Annotated in this window: 15 protein-coding genes and 1 pseudogene; 8 read left to right on the top strand and 8 right to left on the bottom strand. The window is 67.2% G+C overall.

The genetic code is table 11. From position 1 onward, the window contains the following. The first annotated feature begins 398 nt into the window (after positions 1–398). Positions 399–1,145 (top strand): phosphatase PAP2 family protein, encoded by a 747-nt coding sequence (locus FV230_RS00750; protein WP_147840823.1) that lies wholly within the window; start codon positions 399–401, stop codon positions 1,143–1,145. A 147-nt stretch (positions 1,146–1,292) separates the two neighbouring features. Here FV230_RS00750 and lspA read toward each other — a convergent pair whose 3' ends face one another. Further along, complete coding sequence (gene lspA, locus FV230_RS00745; RefSeq protein WP_056250438.1) at positions 1,293–1,820, bottom strand: signal peptidase II; 528 nt, start codon at positions 1,818–1,820, stop codon at positions 1,293–1,295. A gap of 4 nt (positions 1,821–1,824) precedes the next feature. Continuing rightward, positions 1,825–4,008 (bottom strand): heavy metal translocating P-type ATPase, encoded by a 2,184-nt coding sequence (locus tag FV230_RS00740; protein WP_147840822.1) that lies wholly within the window; start codon positions 4,006–4,008, stop codon positions 1,825–1,827. A gap of 99 nt (positions 4,009–4,107) precedes the next feature. Here FV230_RS00740 and FV230_RS00735 point away from each other — a divergent pair, with 99 nt between their 5' ends. Beyond that, a complete protein-coding gene (locus FV230_RS00735; protein WP_147840821.1) occupies positions 4,108–4,509 on the top strand; it encodes a helix-turn-helix domain-containing protein in 402 nt (133 codons plus the stop codon). 222 nt (positions 4,510–4,731) lie between these two features. Here FV230_RS00735 and FV230_RS00730 read toward each other — a convergent pair whose 3' ends face one another. From FV230_RS00730 to FV230_RS00720, 3 genes are all read right to left on the bottom strand, one after another. Continuing rightward, positions 4,732–7,977, bottom strand: a complete 3,246-nt coding sequence (locus FV230_RS00730; protein ID WP_147840820.1) for a CusA/CzcA family heavy metal efflux RND transporter — start codon at positions 7,975–7,977, stop codon at positions 4,732–4,734. A gap of 11 nt (positions 7,978–7,988) precedes the next feature. Continuing rightward, positions 7,989–9,296: an efflux RND transporter periplasmic adaptor subunit gene (locus tag FV230_RS00725; RefSeq protein ID WP_147840819.1), complete on the bottom strand. Its 1,308-nt coding sequence runs from the start codon at positions 9,294–9,296 to the stop codon at positions 7,989–7,991. Positions 9,297–9,435: 139 nt separating this feature from the next. Then, positions 9,436–9,834: a hypothetical protein gene (locus tag FV230_RS00720; protein WP_243924975.1), complete on the bottom strand. Its 399-nt coding sequence runs from the start codon at positions 9,832–9,834 to the stop codon at positions 9,436–9,438. 387 nt (positions 9,835–10,221) lie between these two features. Between FV230_RS00720 and FV230_RS00715 the strand changes: the two genes are divergently transcribed. The 4 genes from FV230_RS00715 (at position 10,222) to FV230_RS00700 (ending at position 12,712) form a co-directional block, all read left to right on the top strand. Further along, positions 10,222–10,539, top strand: a complete 318-nt coding sequence (locus tag FV230_RS00715) for a type II toxin-antitoxin system MqsR family toxin (protein WP_187275328.1) — start codon at positions 10,222–10,224, stop codon at positions 10,537–10,539. Beyond that, complete coding sequence (locus FV230_RS00710; RefSeq protein WP_147840817.1) at positions 10,536–11,138, top strand: type II TA system antitoxin MqsA family protein; 603 nt, start codon at positions 10,536–10,538, stop codon at positions 11,136–11,138. Before FV230_RS00715 ends, FV230_RS00710 begins: the two co-directional genes overlap by 4 nt. Then, the gene (locus tag FV230_RS00705) at positions 11,135–11,800 is read left to right on the top strand and encodes a hypothetical protein (protein ID WP_147840816.1); all 666 of its coding nucleotides are present in this window, start codon (positions 11,135–11,137) and stop codon (positions 11,798–11,800) included. The genes FV230_RS00710 and FV230_RS00705 overlap by 4 nt, the downstream gene beginning before the upstream one ends. Before the next feature lie 198 nt (positions 11,801–11,998). Further along, positions 11,999–12,712 carry a hypothetical protein gene (locus FV230_RS00700; protein WP_147840815.1) on the top strand — a complete coding sequence of 238 codons (714 nt, stop codon included), beginning with the start codon at positions 11,999–12,001 and terminating at the stop codon, positions 12,710–12,712. Positions 12,713–13,447: 735 nt separating this feature from the next. Here the strand turns inward: FV230_RS00700 and FV230_RS00685 are convergent. Together FV230_RS00685 and FV230_RS00680 are read right to left on the bottom strand one after the other, a co-directional pair. Beyond that, positions 13,448–16,054: an AAA family ATPase gene (locus FV230_RS00685; RefSeq protein WP_147840813.1), complete on the bottom strand. Its 2,607-nt coding sequence runs from the start codon at positions 16,052–16,054 to the stop codon at positions 13,448–13,450. 245 nt (positions 16,055–16,299) lie between these two features. Beyond that, a pseudogene (locus tag FV230_RS00680) lies at positions 16,300–17,370 on the bottom strand (IS630 family transposase). Between the two features lie 187 nt (positions 17,371–17,557). On the opposite strand from FV230_RS00680, the gene FV230_RS00675 reads away from it, so the two are divergent. Beyond that, entirely contained in the window at positions 17,558–17,803 is a 246-nt protein-coding gene (locus tag FV230_RS00675; RefSeq protein WP_147840812.1) for a hypothetical protein, read from the top strand. A 107-nt stretch (positions 17,804–17,910) separates the two neighbouring features. Here FV230_RS00675 and FV230_RS00670 read toward each other — a convergent pair whose 3' ends face one another. Continuing rightward, entirely contained in the window at positions 17,911–18,246 is a 336-nt protein-coding gene (locus FV230_RS00670; protein WP_056250420.1) for a hypothetical protein, read from the bottom strand. 308 nt (positions 18,247–18,554) lie between these two features. On the opposite strand from FV230_RS00670, the gene FV230_RS00665 reads away from it, so the two are divergent. Continuing rightward, positions 18,555–18,845: hypothetical protein (locus tag FV230_RS00665; RefSeq protein WP_147840811.1), on the top strand; the 291-nt coding region annotated here is incomplete at its 3' end.

Raw genomic sequence — 18,845 nt, 5'->3', positions numbered from 1 at the left:
CACGGTCGGCAGGGCCACCTATGTCTGTCTTAGCACAGCACGCCGCCGAAAGCGGCCAGACTGCTCTCCACCCATCCCGGTCATAAGCATCTGGTCTATCAGGCTGCCCGGAAGCGGACACTCTGAGGGTCCGAGAAGGGTCGGAAGCGGACGGTATCAAGCGTCAGGTTTCGACCACTAGGCCTCGGGGTCGATATCCGACGTTTCAGGTCCTCCTCCGCAGGGATCTCGGCGTGGATGCGACCATTGCGGGCAACAAAGGTGCGGGTTCTCCTTGGCTCGCCGCTCACCGCGGGGGAACGGGCGAGGATCCGAACGGGTTCTTCGGCTCTGCCGCATGAGGCGGTGAGTGTCCCGAGCCAGCAACCGTCAAGGGACCGATCCAGGAGTTCGGGCGCATGAACCAATCCTCTCCGTCCGCCCGTGCCGGTATCATGGCGCGCCTCGGCAAACGGGAGATTGGTCTGCCCGTGACGCTGTTTTGCGTCGCCGCCCTCATCCTCGGGTTTGGTCTCCTGGCCGACAAGGTCATGGAGGGCGGCACGATGGGGTTCGACACCCGCGTCGCCCACTTCTTCCGTCCACCCGGCGCGGCTGGTCCGATTGGACCGGATTGGCTGCACGAGATGGCCCGGGACGTGACCTCCCTGGGCAGCATGGTGGTTCTCTGCTTTCTCATCGCGGCTGTGGCAGGCTACCTGCTCCTGATCCGCAAGCAGGGGGCAGCGGTCCTGGTGGTAGGCTCAATCCTGGGCGGGACGGTCATCAGCTTTGGCCTCAAGCTCCTCTTCAACCGTCCGCGACCCGAGATCCCCGGCGGCATCCAGGTGTTTACCGCCAGCTTCCCCAGCAGCCACGCCATGCTTTCCGCCGTCACCTACCTGACGCTCGGTGCCCTCATGACGCGCGTGGCGGCGGGCGCTCGCCTCAAGGCATACTTCATGGGGCTGGCCGTCTTCCTCACGGTGGTGGTCGGGATGAGCCGGGTCTATGTCGGGGTGCACTACGCGACCGACGTGCTGGCGGGCTGGTGCGTGGGGTCGGCCTGGGCGGTCCTGTGCTGGGTCGTGGCCCTCCAGCTCCAGCGACGCGGTAAGGTCGAGAAGCCCGACCATGTCGCGGGCGAGGCCGGCATCGAGGCATAGGACCCCATGCGTCGTTCTTCCTAAACGCATCCTCCGCCTGACTGAAGGAACGGACGCATCCCAGTATTCGTTCGATTAGCAGGACCGCATCGTCGATGCCTGCGGCCAGGCCGTCCGACCATTACGGGCACGACCGAAATGATGCCGTTAGGGGGCCCGTAGGGCGGCCGGATCAAGCGGCGCTGGTGGTCTCGGCCGGCCCGGCTTGCCGACTGCCTCCCAAGCTATCAAGGCGGCCCCGAGGCTGATCCAGATATCGGCCATGTTGAAGGTGAACCAATGCACCTCCGCCGGGTGCAGGTCGAGGAAGTCCGTGACGCGGCCGTCCGCACATCGGTCGATGAGGTTTCCCAGGGCACCGCCGGTCATGATGGCGAAACCAACTCCTTCCGACGCTCCGGTCGCGCGGAATGCCAACCCGGCAACGAGGGCCGTCAGCATTCCCTGAAGCGCAAGAAGGACGACCAGGGACGTCGCGTCATGCGCCGGAAGCAGGCTGAAGCTGATGCCATGATTGAACGCGAGCCTGAGGTCGAGCATCGGCAGTACCGCGTGCACGGTTCCGTCGGAAAGCCTGTCGACCGCCAGCGCCTTGGTCCACAGGTCGGTGCCCGCCGCGGTCACAGCGATTACGACGAGGGCGCCGACCTCGGCCCTTTCCCGTATGAGACGCATCGGCTCAAGCCCGGAGCAGGCGAAGGGCGTTGGCCGTCACTAGGACGGTCGCCCCGGTATCCGCCAGGATGGCCGGCCATAGCCCAGTGATGCCTGCGAGCGTCGTCACCAGGAACACGGCCTTAAGCCCCAGCGAGATGGCCACGTTCTGGTGGATGTTGCCGAGCGTCGCCCGGGACAGCGCCACGAGGGCGGCCACGTCCGAGACCCGGTCGTTGAGGATGGCCGCGTCAGCCGTCTCCAGTGCCGCGTCTGTGCCGCCGCCCATGGCAATGCCGACGCTGGCGGAGGCGAGCGCGGGGGCGTCGTTGATGCCGTCGCCGACCATAGCGACCGGGCCGACCTCCTTCAACGCGCCGATCTCGGCGAGCTTGTCGGCCGGCAGCAGGTCGGCCCGGACCGATAGTCCCAGGCCCTTGGCGATGGCCTCGCCGGTGCGCCGGTTGTCGCCGGTCAGCATCACGCATTCGACCCCGAGCCGGCGCAGGGCCGCGACGCCGGCGGCCGCATCCTGTCTGGGCTCGTCCCGGACCGCCACGGCGCCGAGCGCCTCTCCGTCCCGAACCACGACGACGGCGGTCTTGCCGGCTTCCTCAAGGGCCTGCACCGTCGCTTCCGCTTCCGGCGAGAGGCTGGCCAGCGTCGCGGCGTGGCGCGGGGATGCCACCGCGACCGTGCGACCGGCGACCGTGGCCTGGACGGCCTTGCCGGGAACCGCACGGGCATCGCGTACGGGGCGCAGGGGGATGGCGTCGGCCTCCGTACGTTCGAGGATCGCACGAGCGATGGGGTGGCTCGATCCGGCCTCCACCGTCGCCGCGAGCCCGAGCAGGGTTCGATCCGTCATGTCCGGGGCAAATGGGAGGACGTCGGTGACCCTTGGACGCCCTGCCGTGAGCGTCCCCGTCTTGTCGAACGCGACGGTACGCACCCGTCCGATGGTCTCCAGGGCGGCGCCGCCCTTCACCAGCAGTCCCCGCCGCGCTCCGGCGGCAAGACCCGAGGCGATGGCGGCCGGGGTCGAGAGCACGAGGGCGCAGGGGCAGGCGATGAGGAGCAACGCCAGTCCGCGATAGATCCAGGTGCCCCAGTCGGCGCCGAGCAGCAGCGGCGGGCCAAGCGCCGCCAGCGCGGCGACCGCGAAGGCGACCGGGGTGTAGACGGCGCTGAAGCGGTCGATGAACCGGGCGGTCGGCGACTTCGACGCCTGCGCCTCCTCCACCATGTGCAGGATGCGGGCGACGGTGTTGTCCGACGGCATCCGGGTGACCCTGACCTGCAGGGCCCCGTCCGCATTGACGCTGCCGGCATAGACGGCGTCCCCGACCTCCTTTGGCCGGGGCACCGATTCCCCCGTGATCGGGGACTCGTCGAGGCTCGACGTGCCGTCCGTGACCTCGCCGTCCGCAGGGACGCGGTCACCCGGGCGCACCAGCACGGTTTGGCCGATCACCAGGGAGGCGGCCGCCACCTCACGCACGGCGCCGTCCCCCTCGACCAGGCGCGCCGTCTTCGGCACCAGGCCCACGAGGGCCTTGATGCCGGCCCGGGACCGGCCGGCCGCAAAGCCTTCGAGCATCTCGCCAACGGTGAAGAGGAGGACCACCACCGCCGCTTCCTCGGCGGCATGGATGGCGAGCGCCCCGATGGTGGCGACCGACATCAGCATCTCGATGGAGAAGGGCGAGCCGTTGCGGGCGGCGGCGATGGCGCGGCGTCCGTAGAAGGCGAGACCCAGGAGCGCGCCGGGCCAGTAGGCGTATTCCCCGGCCAGCCCGGGCCGAACCGTCTGCAGGAGAAATCCGCTTGCGAACAGGACGGCGATGCCCAGCGCCAAAAGCCCCTTGCGGCTGCGCCAGGCGGGGGTCTCCGCCTCCTCCTCGACGATGGCCGGGGCCGCGATGCCCGTCGTCTGCGAGCGGGCGAGGTCGGCCGCGGTCGGCAGGGACCCGACGCCATAGCCGAGCCCCGTGATCCGGTTCTCCAGGTCCGCCCTGGGCGTCGAGCCCTCGTCGAGCACGAGGTCGAGGACCTGGGCCGTGTAGTTCACGCGCACGTCGCGGACGCCGGGCAGGCGGGTTACCGCCGTTTCGATCTTGGTCGCGCAGCTCGGGCAATCCATGCCCTTCACGCGGTAGCGCAGCGCGGCGCCCGCGGGGACCGCTCCCGATGTTCCTGGCCCTGACATGGCAAGCTCCGTCGACCCGGGCCTCGCGCCGAAGGGTCTGAGGCCCTACATGCACCCTGTAGCAACTACAGGGTCAAGGCCATGGCGCAGGCACCCCCCATGACCATCGGCGACCTGGCCGCGGCGACGAACACCCGCGTCGAGACGGTCCGGTGGTACGAGAAGATGAAGCTCCTGCCGGCGCCGGAAAGGTCGGCGGGCAACTACCGTCTCTACGGTCCGGAGCACCTGCGCCGCCTGAGCTTCATCCGGCGGGGACGGGACCTCGGCTTCACGGTCGACCAGATCCGGGAGCTTCTCGCCATGGCCGACGACCGCGACCGGTCCTGCGCCGAGGTCGACACCATCGCCCGCGCCCACCTGGCGCAGGTCGAGCGCAAGCTGGCCGACCTGACCCGGTTGGCGCATGAGCTGCGTGACGTCATCGGTCAGTGCGGCTGCGGGTCCGTCGCCGACTGCCGCATCATCGAGGCTTTGTCTCCCCACGGGGATCCGTCCTGAGGATGGATCGGCCCCGTCGGCATCAGGTGGAAGTGCGTCCTCCCGCCGATGTTGCAGAGGCAGTACAGAACGTAGACGCAGGCCGGGATGGCGATGAGGGCCAGGGCGAACGCCCGGCCGGCCGCGCGACGGACGTGGGGCCTGACGCGGCGTCGGCGACGTGGGCCGCCGCCGCCCCAGTCGGCGATGGTTCGGGCGACCTTCTTGCTCATGCCGACCCTCCTACTCGGCGGCGCGGAGATGCGGTTGGACCGGCTTGGGCCGATCCTTCCTCTCGGGGGCGACCGCACCGGCGAACCTGGCATAGAGGGCCGGCAGGACCACGAGGGTCAGAAGGGTCGCCGAGATGAGGCCGCCGATGACTACCGTCGCCAGGGGGCGCTGGATCTCTGCCCCGGTCTCGGTCGCCAGCGCCATCGGTACGAACCCGAGGGATGCCACCAGCGCGGTCATCGCCACTGGACGGAGCCGGGTCATGGCGCCCTCCATGATGGCCTCGCGCCTTGGCCGTCCCTCGGCGATGAGCTGCTTGATATAGGTCAGCATCACCAAGCCGTTGAGCACCGCCACCCCGGACAGGGCGATGAAGCCGACGGCCGCGGGCACCGAGAACGGCATGCCCCGCAGCCATAGGGCGGCGATGCCCCCGGTCAGCGCCAAAGGAACCGCGCTGAACACCAGGAGCGCGTCCCGGGCCGAGTTCAGGGCCGAGAACAGCAGCAGGAAGATCAGGAAGAAGCACACCGGGACGACCACCATCAGGCGCTGGCGGGCGGAAGCCAGGTTCTCGAACTGTCCGCCCCAGGTCACGTAGTAGCCGGCCGGGAGCGACACCCCCGAGGTTACCTTGTCCTGCGCCTCGGCCACGAGCGAGCCGATGTCGCGGCCCCGCACGTTGGCGGTGACCACGACCCGGCGCCGGCCGTTCTCGCGCGAGATCTGGTTCGGGCCCTCCGTCACCGAGAAGCTCGCGACCTGCTTCAGGAGCACGGACGCGGCGCGCCCGTTCGGTCCGGGAGGTAACGGCACCGGGATGTTCTCCAGGGCCTCGCGGTCCTCGCGCACCTTGTCGTTGAGGCGCACGACGATGGGGAAGCGCCGGTCGCCCTCGAAGACGACGCCCGCCTCGCGGCCCCCGATGGCCGCCCCGATGACGTCCTGGATCGCGGACGTGCTCAGGCCCAGGCGGGCCGCCTCGGCCTTGTTGATCCCGATCTCCAGGAACGGCAGCCCAGCCGTCTGCTCGACCTTCACGTCGTCCGCGCCCTCGACCCCGCGCAGGATGCCGGCGATCTGGTTCGCGGCCGCGGTCATCGCGCCTAGGTCATCGCCGAAGACCTTCACGGCGAGGTCGCCGCGTGTGCCGGCCAACAGCTCGTTGAAGCGAAGCTGGATGGGCTGGGAGAACTCGTAGACGTTGCCCGCGAGCGCCCCGAGGGCCTTCTCGATGCTCTCCTGCAACTCGGCCTTGGACAGGTCCGGGTCCGGCCATTCGGCTTGCGGCTTCAGGATGACGAAGGTGTCCGACGAGCTCGGCGGCATCGGGTCCGAGGCGACCTCGGCGGTCCCGGTCTTCGAGAAGACGTAGGCGACCTGGGGGAACCGGCCGATGGCCTGCTCGACCTTCAGCTGCATCGCCTGCGATTGCGACAGGGACGTCGACGGGATGCGCTGGGCGTTCAACGCGATGCTCTTCTCGTCGAGCTGCGGGATGAACTCCTGCCCCAGACCCCTGAACAGGATGCCTGCCCCGACAAGCAACACCAGGGCGACCGCGACGAACAGCATGGGCACGCGCAGGGCGGCCCCGAGGACTGGGCGGTAGGCGGCCTTGATCGCCCGGACGAAGAGGTTGTCGGTCTCGGTGACCTTGCCGGTGATGACGATGGAGATCATCGCCGGGACGAAGGTGAGCGACAGGACGAAGGCCGCGACCAGGGCGATGATGACGGTGAGCGCCATCGGCTCGAACATCTTGCCCTCGACCCCGGTGAAGGTGAGGAGCGGCACGTAGACGAGGATGATGATGGCCTGCCCGTAGAGGGAGGGCTTGATCATCTCCTCGGCCGAGGCCCGCACGGTGGCGAGGCGCTCCTCCAGGTCGAGCTTTCGCCCGAGTTCCCCTTGGCGTTCGGCGAGATGGCGAAGGGCGTTCTCGGTGATGATGACTGCCCCGTCGACGATGAGGCCGAAATCGAGGGCCCCAAGGCTCATCAGGTTGGCGCTGATGCGGCCCTGGACCATGCCCGTCATGGTCATCAGCATCGCCACCGGGATGACGAGGGCCGTGACGATGGCCGCGCGGATGTTGCCGAGCAGCAGGAACAGGATGACCACGACGAGGGCCGCGCCCTCGGCCAGGTTCTTGGCGACCGTCCGGATGGTGGCCTCGACCAGGACCGTGCGGTTGAGGACCGTCTGGACCTCGACGCCGGGCGGGAGCGTGCGCCGGATGCCGGTCATGCGCGCGTCGACCGCGGCGGCGACGGTGCGGCTGTTCTCGCCGATGAGCATCAGGGCGGTGCCGATGACGACCTCCTGCCCGTCCTCGCTGCCTGACCCGGTGCGCAGATCGCGCCCGATCCGCACCTCGGCGACGTCGGAGATGCGGACCGGCACGCCGCCGCGCGTGGTCACGACGACGGAGCCAATGTCCTCCATGCTCTCCAAGCGGCCGGCGGCGCGCACGACGTAGCCCTCGCCGTTGTCTTCCAGGTAGCGCGCACCCTGGTTGGCGTTATTAGCCTCCAGCGCCCGCCCGATGTCGGCGAAGGACAGGTCGAGGGCCGTCAGCCTCATCGGATCGGGCTGGACGTGGTACTGCTTCTCGAAGCCGCCGATGCCGTCGACGCCGGCCACGCCCGGGACGGTCCTCACCTGTGGGCGGATGATCCAGTCCTGGACCGTGCGCAGGTAGGCCGTGCGTTCGAGCTCCGTCGAGAGCCTCTGGCCCTCGGGTGTGAGGTAGCTGCCGTCCGGCTGCCAACCGGGTTTGCCGGGCTTCGAGACCTTGCGCTCAGCAGGTTTCGCGTAGTGCACCGACCACATGTAGATCTCGCCCAGGCCCGTCGAGATCGGCCCCATGCGCGGCTCGACCCCGGACGGCATCGCCGCCTCGGCCTCCTGAAGACGCTCGGCGACCTGCTGGCGGGCGAAGTAGATGTTCGTCGCCTCGGAGAAGACGGCGGTGACCTGGGAGAACCCGTTCCGGGATAGCGAGCGGGTGTATTCCAGGCCCTTGATGCCTGCGAGCGCGGTCTCGACCTGATACGTGATGATGCGCTCGATGTCGTTCGGCGAGAGCGAGGGCGCAGTGGTGTTGATCTGCACCTGGTTGTTGGTGATGTCCGGCACCGCGTCGATGGGAAGCTTCGTCAGCGAGAACACGCCGAACCCGGCCGCGAGCAGCGACAGGAGCACCACGAGCCAACGCTGGCGGACGGAGAAGTCGAGGATCTTCGAGATCATGGCGGCCGCCCTCAGTGGTCGTGGTCGGCTTCGGCCTTGCCGAGCTCGGCCTTCAGGACGAAGGAGTTGGCCACCGCGACCTCGTCGCCGGGCTCCAGGCCGGCGACGACCTCGTAGGCATCGTCGTCCGCCTTGCCGAGGGTCACCTCTCGCTTCGAGAAGCCCTCCTCGGTCCGCACGAACACCACCTTCTCGCCGCCGATGGTCTGGATGGCGGACTTCGGCAGCCGCACCGCGACCTTGTCCTGGGCGATCTCGATCTCGGTCGTGACGAAGGTGCCCGGGCGCCAGGACATGTCCTTGTTCGGCAGGGCGACGATGACCCGGGCCGAGCGCGTCTCCGGGTTGAGGATCGGGCTGACGAAGACGACCTTGCCCTCGGGGCGGGGAGCGTCCTCGCCCCCGACGATAGTCACCCTGGCGCCCTCGCGGACCTTGGACAGCTCGGTGGTGGGGACGGGGAGCTCGATCCAGAGGGAGGAGAGGTCGGCCACGGTATAGACGTCGGCCGGGTCCCCCTCGCTGCCGACCTTCGTTCCGACGTCGACCTTGCGCTCCACGATCCGCCCCGCGAGGGGGGACCTGAGCTCGAAGCGGCGAAGCGACGACAAGTTCGGAGTGGTTTCGTCCTTCTTGGCCGCGGCGGCGACCTCGGTCGCGTTCAGCCCGAGGGCCGATAGCTTCTGGCGGGAGAGATCGACCCGCAGGCCCGCCTCGGAGTAGGCGGCCTTCGCGTTCAGGAAGGCCGATTCCGCCGAGATCCTCTTGTCCCAGAGGGCCTGCTGCCGGTCGAAGTTGGTCTTTTCCAGATCCGCCTTGACCGTCGCGGTGAGGAAGTCGCTCTTGGCATCCGCGACCTCGCGGCTGTCCAGGACGGCGACGATCTCGCCCTTGGCGACGTCCTCGCCGAGACGCTTGCGCATCTCCGCCACTGTCCCGGCGACCCGCGCAGGCACCCGGGCGATCCGGTCGGCGTCCTGGGTGATGGTGCCGGGCACCAGGAGATGGCGCGAGAGGATGCCGCCCTCGACATGCGCCAGCTTGATGTCCTGCTCGGCGGCCTGCTCGGCCGTCATCTTGATCTTGCCCTCGCTTGCCTCGTCGTGGCCGTGCGCCTCGCCCTCGGCGTGTTTGTGGTCGCCGTCGACCTTGGTGGCCTGCGCCCCGGTCACGGCCGCGTTGGTCGCCGGAGTCTTGGCCGCGGTGGAGGACAGGCCGGCGGCGGCCAGCGCGCCCCGCACGGTCTCGGACACGCGGGGGACGGCACCGCCGATGGCGACGCCTATGGCCAGGAGGGCCACGGATATGATTGCACGCATGGAAGGGAGGCCGTTCGCATAGGACCGCGGTCACCGCCTGGGGCTGGGTCGACGGTCCGGTTCAAGTCAAGCTCGCTCAAGGAGCCGGCATCCGCTGGGATGTCCGGTCTGCATCCGCCACGGCCGTGGCGGTGCCGCCTCAGGCGCGAGGGGGCCTTGGAAGGCGACCGGCGGAGATCGAGGCTACGGTGACGTCGGCCGTGGCATAGGACGGGCGTCCGGCGGTGGCGATCGGAATCCCGGGTGACGCCTCGATGCCAATGGCCAGATGGCAGCCGCAGGTCGCATGGCAGGCCGGGCACCCGTCGGGCTGGTCCGGCGCACCCTTATGCGAGGACGTGGCGAACGCGGGCGCGTGATCAGGAAGGCGATGGGCGTCGGCGGAGGAAATCGCACAGGGCGCCATGAGCGCCAGGAGGAGGACGAACGACAGCAGGCGGACGGCGGTCGCCCACCAGCCGCGCGACGCCTCGTAGGCCCTGATCGGGAATCCCGCGCTCATGACTGCCTTATGGACGATCCGGAGGCGCTCGTACATGCCGGACGGGCGTCCCAGGGCGCCTATCCGAATGCCGACATGCTCGGGGGTGCGTCCGCGGAGACGTCGCCCCCCTCTGCGTCTGGGGTCGCCGTAGCGTCGCGATTCCCGGCCGCCCGAGCAGGTCGGCGAGGAGCGGGACCGGGCATCGGACATGCTGCGCACCTAGTTTGGAACCGGTCCTGGCGATCGTCCGACAAGCCGAAGATGGAGCTGGGTTAGGCACGGGCGGCCCCTTCCACGAAGGGACGGAACCGCGCACCGGCCCATGCGTAAAACCCTCCAGGCCACGCTTACCGGGGATCAACCAAGGGAGCCGGGCCGCCAGCCTCAGCAGAATGCCGCGGTTGAAGTTCGGGTAGCATGGTGCTACCTCTTGGAGGCTGGATGACGCCGCACAATCCCCTGGCAAAGGTCCGCGCGCTCGCCGCCGACGAGGAGGCCTGTTCGTTCTTTTCTCCCGTCCTCGAAGAGCTCAGGACCCGTAAGCTCGACACGGACGACCTGCGGGCGATCATCCAGACGGAATTGGGCGAGGCGCACTTCAGCAAGTCCGAGCCGACGCGAAGACACCACCCGACCACCGTGTCGGACTACTACTCGATCTGGGTCGACGACTGCGCCGACTGGATGTTCCTGAAGCTGCTGGTCACCGGCGCTGACGTCCTGGTCGTCACCTCATTCAAGAAGGATATCGATCGATGACGATGGAGGCCTGCCAAGCCTGCGAGGCGATCGCGGTCTGCGAGCGCGTCGAGCCCTTCGTGGTCGAACGGTCGGGGAAGAGCCTCGCCATCCAGGACCGTCGCATGGCCTGTGCCGAATGCGGGAACGTCAGCTATCAGGGCTCTCAGATCTCCGAGCACGAGCTCGCCGTCGCCAACGCCGTGCGAGAGATGGACGGGCTCCTGTCCGCCGCCGAGCTCAACGCCATCCGCCTCAAGTACAAGCTCCGCCAGGCCGACATGGAACAGATCCTCTCCACCGGCCCGAAGACCTGGACCCGCTGGGAGCGCGGCAAGGTTCCTCAGAGCAAGGTCGCCGACCGCTACATCCGAGCCCTAGCCCGGGACCCCTACCTCGCCCGCCGCGAGATGCTTGCGGCCGGGGTCGTAAACCCGGAGGCCGAGGGCGTCTTCGCCCAGATCGAGCTTGACGATCGCAAGCGCGCCCACGCCGTCATGCGCGACGCCCTCGGGCGGCGCACCGAGATCGACCACGAGCGCTTCGCCGCCCTCGCTGCCGACGCGGCCTTCGACGCCTTCCACGGTAACCACGCGAACCCGGAAGCCGTCGCCGCATGAGCGAGAAGCCTCCCATGGGCGTGCTCCACCACCTTCCGCCGAGGAAACCCCTCGCGGATATGGAGGATTTCCGGCGCGACGTGGGAGAGACCATCGCGGCACAGTTCCGGGAGCAGAACGAGATCCTCCGCGCCGAGCGCGGTGAGCATCTAGCGCGTGTCCGGGAACAGGATGAGCGCCTCCAGCGGCAAGGCGAGCTCATTGAGCGGCTCACCCGCGGCGTCGAGCTCCTCGTCACCGAGATGCACGGCGTCCGGACCGGCAAGGCGGAGGAGGCCTTCGCCCGCGTCGGCGGCGAGAGCGCCGCCCCGGACCTGCCCACCGTCTCCGCGGAGTCCGCAGTGGTCTACATCTGTACCGCGGGCAGTATCGGCCGGAAGCTCGACTTCCGCGCCAGCGAGATCGGTACCCTGCTCGGCGCCAAGGGCCTGCGCTGGGCGGGCAACGGCGCCTACCAGGAACTCGGACGCGAGGTCGGCCCGAACCATACCAAGTTCTGGCACCGCGACGTCCCCGCCCGGCTCCGGCGCGTCCTGGACGAGAACAACCCAGCCCGCCACGGCATCACCGATCGCAGTGTCCTCGCGATCTTCCGCAAGTGGAGCGCCCGCCGGACCGGCGGCCCAGACCTCCTCGACAGCATCGAGGCGCTCAAGGCCTGAGCCCGGGCATCAGTTTCGGTGTGCCGCGGCGATTTGCTGTAACCTTGGTGACGGGGTTTTGATGAAAGCGCATCTAAGAAGCTATAAGCGTTGTCACGCGATCTATCTCATCGGATTGTATTGTACTTGTACATATCCATCCCGGACTAATTATCACGCATTCGCTACGCGAAACTCTCAACGAGAGATAATAATGGCATGATAGGTATCGGAAGCGCAGAATTCTACAAAATATTTCACGAGGAAATAGAAAAACCTCGAGTATTTGCTGATATAAATCAGCTTGCGCCGTCCGACATCGAACTCAGAATTCGCGCAATCTTCACTGGGCATAATTTTGATTTGGATGCTGTCGGCTTCGTACAAGCCTGTATGTATCAGCGAGAACAGAAGCTACCTTTCATAAAAATTGGACCCAAGCGACTTACTGAAGATGTTGACCTACTCGTTAAGGCCGTCGCATTCGGAATAGTTGACTGTCAAGAAATATCAACTGATCTCAGATTTAGTCTGTCAAGACCAGAGTCGAATCTGTATGTAAACGGATTTCCTGCATGTTGTTTGAGAGATATAAATCGGATGCACGATGACGATCAAGATATGGATCACTTAGAATTCACACGATTACACGGAGCAGCCGTGCTCGATCAAATCCAGCCTGTCATTCGTGATTTAAAAACATATTGGGGGAAGGAACCTCTCAATAAAAGCGTCCTGAAAAAGAGGTTGTTTTTACCAATAAAATATCAAACAATTTCAGATATTCTCGAAACTGTCCCCGGTGAAATCATGCAAAGTTCACTAAGAGGACAAATTGAAAGGGCAGCATATGTAAGACATGAAAGATTGAGACTGCTTAGGAGCCCCCGGTTACCTTCGATAGACGATGAAAAGGCGATTTTTGATATTTGAAAAATTGCCTGTTACACTGATCGGCGCGAACTACAAACGGCCGGAAGTGAACAGAAGCCGGGGCTGGCTCAATAGCCGGGAAGTCAGCCGACGACGCTGGTTCCCATCGCGTCGGGAGCCTTCAGGTCACACGACTGCATCCCGTGGGGCGATCACGTTAATTACGCGGCCTCGAAGGGCGGCACGACGACGCTGATGTGCACCCTCGCCCAGGAATTCGCCCCGCGCGGGTTGCGCGTGAACGCCATCGACCCGGCGCCGTGAGGACCGGCATTAACGCGGGCCAGATGCAGGGTAAAAATCTGCGCAGTGCGGTGTCGCAGATCCCGTATGGTCGCATCGGACGGGTCGAGGACATCGCCTCAGCCATCGCGTTCCTAGCCTGCGACCTGTCCGACTACATCGTCGGCGACACCCTTCTCGTCGATGGTGGGACGACCACTCCTGGCACGATGCCTATCGGCGGTAGGCCGGGGCCCGTACCTCCAAATCCGATTGATAGGTGAAAACCGTTAAGGCGCATCAGGGCTCGTCGCGGCCTGCGATGTTCCGGTCGGCATCCCGCTCGAAGGTCGAGGTGGTCAGCGCGTCGGGGATCCGCTCGGCGATCATTAGAAAGGGGCCTTGCATGGTGTCGGGGGCTAGCAGGGCCAGGCTGCCGCGGCGGAGGGCGCCGTCGATCTCAACCAGGTGGCCGCGGCACCTACTGCGGTAGGCGACGATGACAGAAGGCCGTCAAACGCCCTTTTGCTGCTCACGAAGCTGGTCCACCCAGGCCCTCAGGTCCCCGACGGCCTTGAGCAGTTCGTCTGGGCGCAGGGGAGCAGCGTTCCGCCCGGGAGATGGATCGTGGGCTTCCGTCTGATCGCAGCACCGTTTGAAGCCGGCGGCGAAATCCTCGACGTTGGCAACGGTCAGGCTCGCCACCTTTCTCAGGTCCTTGGTGCTGATGTAGTCGCGGTGCCTTTGGATGACGCAGTTGAAGGCCACCTCCTCAAGGGCCCGTTCCCACGTGCTTCGTAACCTGCTGAAGAAGTGGGAGGCCGCAGCCCCGTACTCATCATCCCGATTGTCGTCGTAGAGGACCTTGGCCGCCCGTGCGTCCTTCTCAAGAGCGTCGAGGCGCTCCCGGACCTTAGCCCCGATCCAGGGCAGTCCCTGGTTCACGACGCCCGCGCCGGCAGAGGTGTGGGTGAGCGAGATCAGGGAGACCGGGATCCTGCCGTCGATTGACAGCGCATGCAGGTCGTTCAGGAAGACGAGGTCATGCGTGAAGACGATAATCTGCCGGACGCCCCCTTCCTCGACCAGCCGCTCGGCGACCTTGCGCCGCCACCGATGGTCCAGCGAGGAGACCGGATCGTCGAAGACCAGCGTCGATCCATGAGCCGCGGTAGCGAGCTCGGTCAGGAAGGCGGCCAGGGCCACGCAGGTCTGCTCGCCCTCGCTCAGGATCTCGCCGACCTTCGCCCTCTCGTTGGCGAACAGCCGGACCTGGTACTGCGGGGAGCCGTACCTGCCGCCCGAACGGACGATGTCGACCCTCACCCTGTGGGCGGCCAGCTTCTGGATTTCTTCCTGAAAGCGATCGCGGACCTTCGGCGTGATGACCTTGTCGGCGATCGTGTTGCCGAGCGTCGTGATGGCATTCGTCGCCATCTCGGACAGGCAGTCCTTCAAACCCGCCAGCTCGCTCAGCCGTGCCACCTCGATCCTCGCCTTCGGCAGCAGTGCCTCCAAGAGTGCGCGGTCACGCAACTCGTCCCGTTCCGCAACCAGCCGTACCCGACCGGCGGGATCGACCGCCGTCAGAAGCTCCTTGGCATAGGCCTGCGTATCATCCGCAAGAGTCGTCAGCGTGCCGATGATGCCGGCCGCAACCACGGGCATTGGACCCGCCCCGCGGTCGGCGAGTGCCCGCGTGCAGATCCATCGCCGAAGCCGGACGGTCGCCAGCCCGCGCAGGATCGCGGCGGCGACATCTGGATGGGTCACCGACAGCTGGCGGCGCAGCGGAAACCCGGACATCCGCAGCGACAGACCCGACAGCTTCCCCAGGGCTTCCTCGTAGGCGACCTCGGCCTTCCGCGCCTCGCGCTCGCTGTCGGCCTTCACAAACTCCTCAAAGGTCAGCTTCAGATCCCCGGTCCCTTCGGAGATCGGCTGGTGGCAGAGCACGCAGACCGCTTCCGCGTCCGTCCGCGGGAAGTCGTGCCCCTCGTAGGCGACATGCTCCGAGTAATGCCGCGCCGCGTCCCATAGGGCTCGCCAGGTCGCCTCCCCGACCCCCTTCAGGGCGCTTCCGCCGAAGGCGCGTTCGGCCGCGAGCGAGGCGGCGGAGCGTTTGGAGCGGGCGGTCCCGGCGAGCGCCGCAAGCTGCGCGAGCTCCGCATCCGACACCGCCCCGAAGACCCTATCAAGCTCCTCGGAGAGGCGGCGTACGGCCCGGGCCAGCTCGCGCTGCTCCCCTGAGGCCCGGACCAGGTCGCGGGCCAGGTCCTCCTCAAGCCGGCGAAGCCTTGCGCGCTCCTCCGCTGACAGGTTCGACAGCTTTTCCAGGGGTCCGAGGTCGGTACCCGGAGCGAGCGCGCCGAGAAGCCGCCCGACCCGGGTCCCAGACCCGAACGCGGGTTCCGTGAACGCCGAATCCCGCGCCTGCTCAAGCGCCCCCTGTTCCGCCGTCAGCGCCGTGCGGATCGCTTGGCAGACACCGGCGAGCTCATCGGGGATGTCGAGCCCGAACGGACGGAACGCGACCTCGTTCCTCTCGCGCACATGGACCATTCCGCATTCGCGGTCGAAGACGCTGACGCTGGAAAGGATGGCGTGGGGAGAGCCCGCGTCGGTCCAGGCCAGCGGCGCGATCGGATCGCCCGATACGACGCATCCGATCGTAGCGGATCCCGCATCGGCACCGCCGCCGAAGGCATTCGGCAGGATCTCGCCGGGGGAACGTGCCCGGCACGCCCGCTTCAGGATGCGGGCATACCCGGATTTTCCTACCCCGTTGTCGCCGTAGACGATCGTAATTCCATCGGGTTCAAACGAGAGTTCCTGGCCGGGAGCGAGCCGATTGACGCCCATGACATCCCTGATCGAGGTCAGCGCTACCTTCTCACCGGCGGTGGCCATGGACGGAACATGCTCGGCGCCCAAGGGCGACGGTGTCACCTCGATACCGGGAAAGCCACATCCCCTCTTGCAGAGCAGTGCAAGCTCTTGGTGATCGTCGGCGTCGAGGGTGCGCTTGGCCACTATGCGACGTAGGGCGTCCCGCTGCCAGTCAGGCTTATTCCTCGACCATTGCAGGATGATCTCGAAGACCGAACCCGTCGCCGCCATCGAGACTCGTTCCCCCGCACGGGTTCGAGCTTAGCAGCAGAACCCTCGGATCCGTAAGGGGCGCCGGCGGCGTCGCTGGCTCCGACCCGTCAGTCCTCGGGACGCCGCCTGTAGGCCTTGTCCACTTTGTTGGAGAAGTTCCCGTGGCTCAAGCGCATCTCTATCTTCTTGCGTGGCAATAGAGCGTCAATGGCCTTCTTGGTGGAGCGCCATGCTACTCAAGCTCCGTCGACTAGTGCACTGACTCAGACGGATGGTTCAAGGGTTCGGTTGAGAGCGTCGAAGATGGCAGCGGCGGGTTTGGTCCAGACGAAGGGTCTGGGCCTTTGGTTGTGCTCGACGATGTAGCGTTTGATGGCCGCCTGCAGGTCGACGAGTCCGGTGAAGGTCCCGCGTCGCAACCGGCGGCGTGTGAGGGCGGAGAAGAAGCCCTCGACGGCGTTGAGCCATGAGGCCTATGTCGGGGTGAAGTGGAAAGTCCATCGCGGATGGCGGGCGAGCCAGGCGCGGACCTTCGGGTGCTTGTGGCTGCCGTAGTTGTCGAGCACCGCGTGGATCACCTTGCCCGCCGGCACGGCGGCCTCGACCGCGTTCAGGAAGCGGATGAACTCGCCATGGCGATGGCGCTGCATGCAGCGGCCGAGCACGGTGCCCTCCAAGACGTTCAAGGCGGCGAACAGGGTTGTGGTGCCGTGACGGCTGTAGTCATGGGTCTGGGCGGCGGGATGCCCTGGTCCGAGCGGCTGGTCGGGACGGGTGCGCTCCAGGGCCTGGATCTGGCTCTTCTCGTCGATGGAGAGCACGACCGCATGGGCGGGCGGATCCATGTAGAGGCCGACCACATCCTCGACCTTCTCGGCAAAGGCCGGATCGTGGGATCGTTTGAAGGTGCGAACCCGATGCGGTTGCAGGCGATGCGCCTGCCAGATCCGCTGCACGGAGCGCAACGAGATCCCGGTCTGCTGGGCGACGGCGCGCCCGGTCCAGTGGGTCACCTCGCCGGGGGGCTCCGAGCAGGTCAGCGCCAGCACCTTGGCCACCGTTCGGGTCGGATGGGGTGGGATGCCTGGCGGGCGGGTCCTGTCGCGCAGCAAGCCTTCGACGCCCTCCTCAGCAAAGCGCTGCTGCCAGCGTCAGACGGCGGGCCGACTGACACCGGCCTGCCGGGCCACGTCCTGTACGTTGAGACGCTCGGCCGAGAGCAGAACGATACGGGCCCGCAGGATGTGTTTGAGGGGCCGTGATCGATCCCCGGCGATCTCGGTCAGCTGTGACTGGGCGGTGTCATCGAGGAGCACGCAAACGGTCTGAGCCATCGCACAGACTCGCACACGTCACCCACCACGTGAATCCTCTGATCGCGTCAGTGCACTAGGTCGCCCGCGCCCAAGCCGCCCGGGCCATTTAGCCACTGACCGCCTCCTCGGCATCCGGAGCGACCGCATCATCGAGCGCTACGACGCCGCCCGGGGCGCGGCGATCGCCGATCGGGCCCGCGACGGGGTGGCCCAGCAGATCGCAGTCTCCCACGCCGGCACCATCGAGGCCTTCTGCGAGCGGGTGAAGCCGGCCGCCCCATCCGCCAAGCCTTGCCGCCTCAGCTACCCCGAGGGGATGAAGGACAGCCACGTCCGGACGGAGCTCAGGGCAGGGCACCTGGCGGGCTGGCATTGGGCCCGGCTCTGCTCCGTGGCCGACGCGATGGGCTGCGATCTCGAAGTGACGCTGAAGCCGCGCTCCAAGGGCTGAGAACCCCTCCGAAGGGGCGTCGCGTCAGTCGAGTGTTTTCGACCAGGCCATCTCCTCCCCCCGTTACTCCTATCCGGTGTAACGCGGGAATTGCGAACTCCCGGACCTCAGGGATCCAGTCCGAGGCGGGCCGCGAGGGCGGTCGCGACGGCCTCGCGCCGGTAGACGACCGCCGGCTTTCCGGCCGCGATGGCCCGTTCCGTGCGGGCCTTGAGCGCGGCGGCCGCCGCCAGCAGAACCCTTCCCGCGTCGATCGGGCTCGCGAGGCGGTACCCCTTGGGCGCGCCTGCGATGACGACCGCCAGCCCGTCAGCGATCGCGCGGTCGAGCGTCGCCGGGTCGGGCGCGCCCGCCTCCGCCGCCCGGGCGCGGGAGGCCGCCTTGACGGCGCGGTTTGCCTCGCGTGCACGGGCGGCCGAGGATGAGGTGCGGGGTGCGGTCATGGGCGTAGGATGCCGTGACGAGGTGCAAGGCACCATGACATGTCACGGCATCGGCACTCGCTCGGCACTCCCTCGTGCGCACGTCGTGCTGAGCTCAGCATTTCCTCAGCATATTTTTGGGCGTTTCAGTCTGCATGATCGGCGATTCATCAAGAGCGAAATCGCGATCCGTTCAGGACGCATGCTGCAGCCCCCCCGGAAACGGGGTGTTCACCATCCCATGTGGATCCACGTGGCACCGGGTTGACGGGGAGTCCCGCCCAGGCGCGAATTGGGCGGTGAGATCCGCCCCGCCAGGAGAGACGCCCATGTCGCACCAGACCCGCAGCTTCGCGATCGACAGCAGCATCCGCGTTGGCCAGGGCCTGGCTCTCGGGCACTCCGCGATCCAGGGTGCCTTCGACGGCCTGCGCGCTCGGCAGGACACGGACCGGCACGCCGTCTCGCGCCTCGCCGGCCGCCTCGGGCAAGCCCGCCGGGATGCCGTCGCGGTCGAGGCCGAGGCCGATGCCCTTGCCGCTGAGGCCGCCGAGCTCCGCCTCCTCCTCGGGGCCGCCCTGCAGCGCGCCGCGGCGGCCTCAGCGGCAAGGGCATCGGCC

The sequence above is a fragment of the Methylobacterium sp. WL6 genome (genome assembly GCF_008040095.1).
In the GTDB taxonomy this organism is placed as follows: domain Bacteria; phylum Pseudomonadota; class Alphaproteobacteria; order Rhizobiales; family Beijerinckiaceae; genus Methylobacterium.
This window is presented reverse-complemented; position numbering and strand designations above follow the sequence as displayed.